Raw genomic sequence first — 5,053 nt, 5'->3', positions numbered from 1 at the left:
ATTTCACGTCAAACCTAAAATCGGTAAGTCGCCGAGCAGGGCGATCAGCTTCAGAGACTTTTATCCCATTCCATATAAAGATGCAGTTGTTTGTCAATGACAGTAAAAACTATGGAACCCTACTGTTGTTAAGGGATCTGGAACAAAGCGCCATGGACAATTTTACCTTAAAGCGAATTGAAAGCCTGCGCCGCTCCATGATTGATGCCTTTGAAAGATTGGAAAAAGCCGGCAAGCTGCGGGATTCCAAGGACCTAAACAACGGCCCGTCTCAGCCCCATTAACCCCATTTCCGCTTTTACACACTCCTGCCTTGAGCTGAAGCGTGTAAGTTTTTGGAAATCACTGCCCATGGATCCTGTCAAAAAAAGTCTTTTCCCAATTCTGCTCAAAGCAACTTTGGGTAAATATAAGCATTTCTTTCAAGTCTGAATTCTGATGATCACCGGCGCCAAAAAATTGGAGGAGAGGGCTGACGGTAGGAAAGAAGTTGCTGATCGTTCCTGCCTGGCAGATGTGCTGGTTGTCACTCGTGACAAGGAGTGGGCTGCTTCTATTGAAAAGATGTTAAACGAAAACCTTTATGGTGCTTCAGTTGCCTTAAACAGCGAGCAGGTTGTTGAAAGGTTAAAGCATACCTGGCACCACCTGGTTCTGATTGATCTTGATTCCATTGATGTAACCCCAGACTATCTGGCAGCAAACATTAGAAAAATAGAGCCGGATATTCCCATAATCGGCCTGGGAAATCAGACAGGTGGTTCCTGCCCGGATATTACCTATCTTAAAAAGCCGCTTACTTTTGAACAAATAAACGATATTTTCCCCCAAGCGACGACTGCAAAGGAGATAAAAACCGGAAGGCGAGCCCTGAAAGGACTTATCCTGGCAGTCGGTGTCGGTCTTTTCCTATGGGTTTTGTTGATTTGGATGTGGAGATAAAAGACTTACCCATTTCCGCTCAAAGCTCTTTTGGGTAATTTATCCATTTACCGATTTCTGCCTAATGCCAAAATCTTACCCATTTCTGCTTTGAGCAACTTTGGGCAAGCAACTTCGGCTAATTTACCGCCGCTTCCGTTACCCATTTCAGCTTTGAGCAACTTTGGGTAACTTACTTGGTGCAGCACCTGGATTTTAGGGGCCGCTATTCTTTGGAAAGACGCTTTATTAGCTCTGACAGGAGTTTCAGGGTTAAACGTCAGAAACAGTTGTAAAGTCATATTATTCAGTGGGTTATGCAGCTATCAGCTGTAAGACCCCACTGTAGCCAATCCGGTGACCTAACGCGGTTAGGACTTCGGATTGGGTCTTTGTTGGCGTCTCTAATCGCCGGATCGGTTTTATAGACCCCTTGTTCAAAGTCAGCACGGAATGAAGGTGCTGCATATCCTCCATGACATCTTCCGCTGTACGGCTTATGCCTGCTGTGGAGAGCCTGAGCTCCAATCTACGCAAATAAGTCATTGCCGCCACGCAAGTAAATAAGTGACAGCGGATCTTGCTGTCGGTCCAGTGCCGAATAGGACGCGTACTTACCAGATCATCATTTTTGCTGAGACGGAATCGATCTTCCACTTGCCATCTGTCCAGACTGGCTTCGACAATTTCACGAAGCAACAGAAGCAACAGGGTCGCATCTTAATTATTAACTATTTTCTTAAAATTTTTAAACTACCGACTTCAAGTCAAACCTGTTTTCGGTAAGTCAAGTTTTTAACCGCGTCCAAGCATTTCTCAAAAAATAAGCTTCTTTGCACGAATCGATGGCCGGCAACTTTTTCTTCAGCCGGCTGCCTGATTCGGGCAAATAGACTTCGCGTCCTTCGCACCTTTTCGGTTCAATTTCCAAACCTGAGGTTGATGTTTGCAAACATCGCTTTTTTTGACTCGCATAGATAAACTTTCGCAGGTACTGCGGTCCAAGAATTTACTGCGGGCACTGGTTCGAAACCGAGTGCTGGCAGGGGCCGAACATCGACAGGTGCTCCGCTCGGATCTTGCGACGGTAATCGATATCGGCGCCAATCGGGGGCAGTTTGCGCTGGCCGTGCGACAGTGGGCGCCCGGGGCGAAGGTTATCGCCTTCGAGCCGCTTCCAAGGCCGGCGGCTCGGTTTCGCAAGGTTTTCCAGGGCGATGCCAGGGTGATTCTCCATCAGGCGGCCATCGGGTCGGAGGCGGGGAAGGCGACCATCCATGTTTCTCATCGTGACGACTCGTCATCGCTGCTTGCGATAGGTGCAATGCAGGAGCGGCTTTTTCCGGGAACAGGCGAAGCCCGAACGGAAACGGTTTCAGTGGGGCGATTGCCTGACTTTGTATCGGCTGATGAAATCGTTTCTCCGGCCATGCTCAAGTTTTGGACGTGCAGGGGTTCGAGCTGGAGGCCCTTCGCGGATGTGAGGACCTACTATCGCGTTTTGCTTATGTCTATGCTGAATGCCCGTTTGTGGAGTTGTATCAGGGGCAGACTCTGACCGATGAGATCATCGCCTGGCTGCGCGAACGGGGGTATAAATTGAGCGGAGTATACAACGTCTGCTACGATAAAGCTGGCCAGGCGGTGCAAGGAGATTTTCTGTTTTGCCGGTAACAAAGGTACCACGAGGTACATAGAGTAACGCTAATAAAAAGTTTGTTTATAAAAAAGATATTCTGTGATAATTTGGGTTAATCTGGATAAAAAATATCAATTATCCGTTATGAAATAGATGTTTATAGGAATCCCCCCTTTATGCTGATGATTAAAAAAAGGAGGCTGGATATGGCACCACAATCGTTAAAAAGAAAAAGACACCAACGCAAGCAGGGTTTGTTCGTCAAACAATGCATAGTGATAGGTTGGAAGGTATTTTAAAAATACCGCGTAGCCTTAAACATCGAATGGTGGAAGTAATTTTGCTTCCATTCGATGATGACACAGCGCTTCACAGAGACCAGAAGGCAAAAGGTTCATCTCTAAAGAAATTTGCAGGTGCATGGGCTGGAGATTTGCTTGTAAGGGAAGACCAGGGAACCTACGAAGTCCGTGAGGAATTAAAATGATTTATCTGCCGGATACCAATGCATGGATTCGGTTTTTAAATCCCGGAGAAAATTTGGTTAAAGATAGATTTTTATCTTCTGATATTTCCAGGATTCGGCTCTGTTCTGTCGTCAAGGCCGAGTTGTACTTTGGGGCCATGAAAAGTAGCCGGACAACTGAAAATCTTGAGCTTCTGGATGCATTATTCACGAAGTTCACATCGCTGGATTTTGACGATGATGCCGCCCGAATCTATGGACAGATCCGTTCGGCACTATCCCTTCGGGGGACTTTGATCGGGCCGAATGATTTAATGATTGCTTCTATCGCAGTAGCACATAAAGCTATTCTTGTAACACATAATACTCGGGAGTTTGCGCGAGTGCCAGATCTCAAAATTGAAGATTGGGAAGAGTGATGGAAACATTTGTGATTTATTCCGATCTATTCTTTGTGCGCCCGCTGCAAATCGTAAATAATTAAAAAAGTTTCGGATTTCCTGTCAATCCTGATTGAATAGTCCGCCAATCCCGCCAATCCCTAATCTAAAAATCTGACAATTTGATGCGTATTCTTATAGTCGGAATTAATTTTGCACCTGAGTTGGTCGGCATCGGCAAATATACCGCTGAGATGGTGGACTGGCTGGCTGGCCAGGGGCATGACGTTCGGGTTGTGACCGCACCGCCTTATTATCCCAAATGGCAGGTGTGGGATGGGTATTCGGGAAGGCACTATAAGCTGGAAAACAATAATGGCGTAAGAGTATATCGCTGCCCTTTATGGGTTCCGGAAATGGTAAGCGGTCTGAAACGTATCCTCCATTTAAAAGATTAATCATAGGCTTGGAAAGGCTGTTGCTTCGAAGATTTGACTGCGTGTCTACCATTTCAAATCGAATGCTGTCCAAGCTTTTTCAAAAAGGGGTTCCAAGCAATAAGACCCTGTTATTCCCCAACTGGGTGGATACTGAAGTGATATATCCACTAAATGGCTTGAATTCTTTTCGCAAGGAACTGGGAATACCTGAAGATAAAGTTGTCGCTTTATATTCCGGAAACATGGGACAAAAGCAGGGCATTGACATCTTAATCGATGTGGCCAGAAGGTTAAAAAATAGAAACATTCAGTTTGTTTTGTGCGGTGAGGGCGCGGTTGTTAATACAATCCGTAATTTGGCCGCTGATTTACCTGACGTTATTTTTTTGCCCTTGCAGCCGCCTGAAAAACTGAATGATCTCTTAAACCTTGCAGACATTCATCTGCTGCCCCAGAAAGCTGAAGCAGCCGATCTGGTCATGCCGTCTAAGCTTACAGGCATTTTTGCATCCGGCCGGCCGGTGGTGGCGATGGCAAAGCAGGATACGGAAATCGGGAAAGTAGTTTGGGGAAGAGGAGTATTGGTGCCGCCCGGAGATGCCGCTGCATTCGCGAATGCAATTATTAGGCTCGCAGAAAACCCTGAAGAACGTGAAAAATTGGGGATGGCCGCAAGAGACTTTGCCGTTAAGGAACTTAACCGCAAAAAGATTTTATCCCAATTCACCGATGCCCTGAATCCCTTCGCATAGCCATAAACTTACACACTTCCGCTTTGAGCTAAAGTGTGTACACACTTCCGCCTTGAGCTTAAGTGTGTAAGTTTGAAAGAAAACCGTCCATGGATCCATCGAACTCTATCGATTCCGCCTTGAACCGTTTTGAGTAATTTGTCCATTTGCCGATTTCAGGTCAAACCTGTTTTCGGTAAATCAACTTTTTTAAACCGCCCGTCCGACTTTCGGTTGCATGCTCATCCTTTACCGATTTCACGTCAAACCTGAAATCGGTAAGTCAATTTTTCAAACAAGATCGTTTTTGCCCATTTCCGGTAATGCCGGTTATGGGTAATTTTCCCCTTTACCGATTTCTGCCTTGGCCATAATCGGTAATCGTCCCAGCTGCCCCGGTAAAAGCCAAGCTCTGGTAAGCATCATAAAATACGAAAAATGACGAAAACAGTATTACCCGCGGACGCTTGCATCAT

The 5,053-nt window shown here is 46.0% G+C and carries 6 protein-coding genes; all 6 read left to right on the top strand.

The genetic code is table 11. The features are described from left to right. The coding region (locus tag P1P89_22160) for a hypothetical protein (protein MDF1594224.1) at window positions 1-284 on the top strand (284 nt) is incomplete at its 5' end. Window positions 285-438: 154 nt separating this feature from the next. Continuing rightward, on the top strand, window positions 439-942 hold the full coding sequence (locus P1P89_22155) for a hypothetical protein (protein ID MDF1594223.1): 504 nt from the start codon (window positions 439-441) through the stop codon (window positions 940-942). A 925-nt stretch (window positions 943-1,867) separates the two neighbouring features. After that, window positions 1,868-2,479 carry an FkbM family methyltransferase gene (locus P1P89_22150; GenBank protein ID MDF1594222.1) on the top strand — a complete coding sequence of 204 codons (612 nt, stop codon included), beginning with the start codon at window positions 1,868-1,870 and terminating at the stop codon, window positions 2,477-2,479. 564 nt (window positions 2,480-3,043) lie between these two features. Next, window positions 3,044-3,445, top strand: coding sequence for a type II toxin-antitoxin system VapC family toxin (locus tag P1P89_22145; GenBank protein ID MDF1594221.1), 402 nt, complete (start codon window positions 3,044-3,046; stop codon window positions 3,443-3,445). A gap of 146 nt (window positions 3,446-3,591) precedes the next feature. Continuing rightward, entirely contained in the window at window positions 3,592-3,864 is a 273-nt protein-coding gene (locus tag P1P89_22140) for a glycosyltransferase (GenBank protein ID MDF1594220.1), read from the top strand. Beyond that, the gene (locus P1P89_22135; protein ID MDF1594219.1) at window positions 3,810-4,598 is read left to right on the top strand and encodes a WcaI family glycosyltransferase; all 789 of its coding nucleotides are present in this window, start codon (window positions 3,810-3,812) and stop codon (window positions 4,596-4,598) included. The genes P1P89_22140 and P1P89_22135 overlap by 55 nt, the downstream gene beginning before the upstream one ends. The last annotated feature ends 455 nt before the right edge of the window (window positions 4,599-5,053 follow it).

The organism is Desulfobacterales bacterium (assembly GCA_029211065.1).
In the GTDB taxonomy this organism is placed as follows: Bacteria; Desulfobacterota; Desulfobacteria; order Desulfobacterales; family JARGFK01; genus JARGFK01.
Note: the sequence above shows the minus strand (reverse complement) of the source record. Positions and strands in the feature narration are given on the sequence as shown.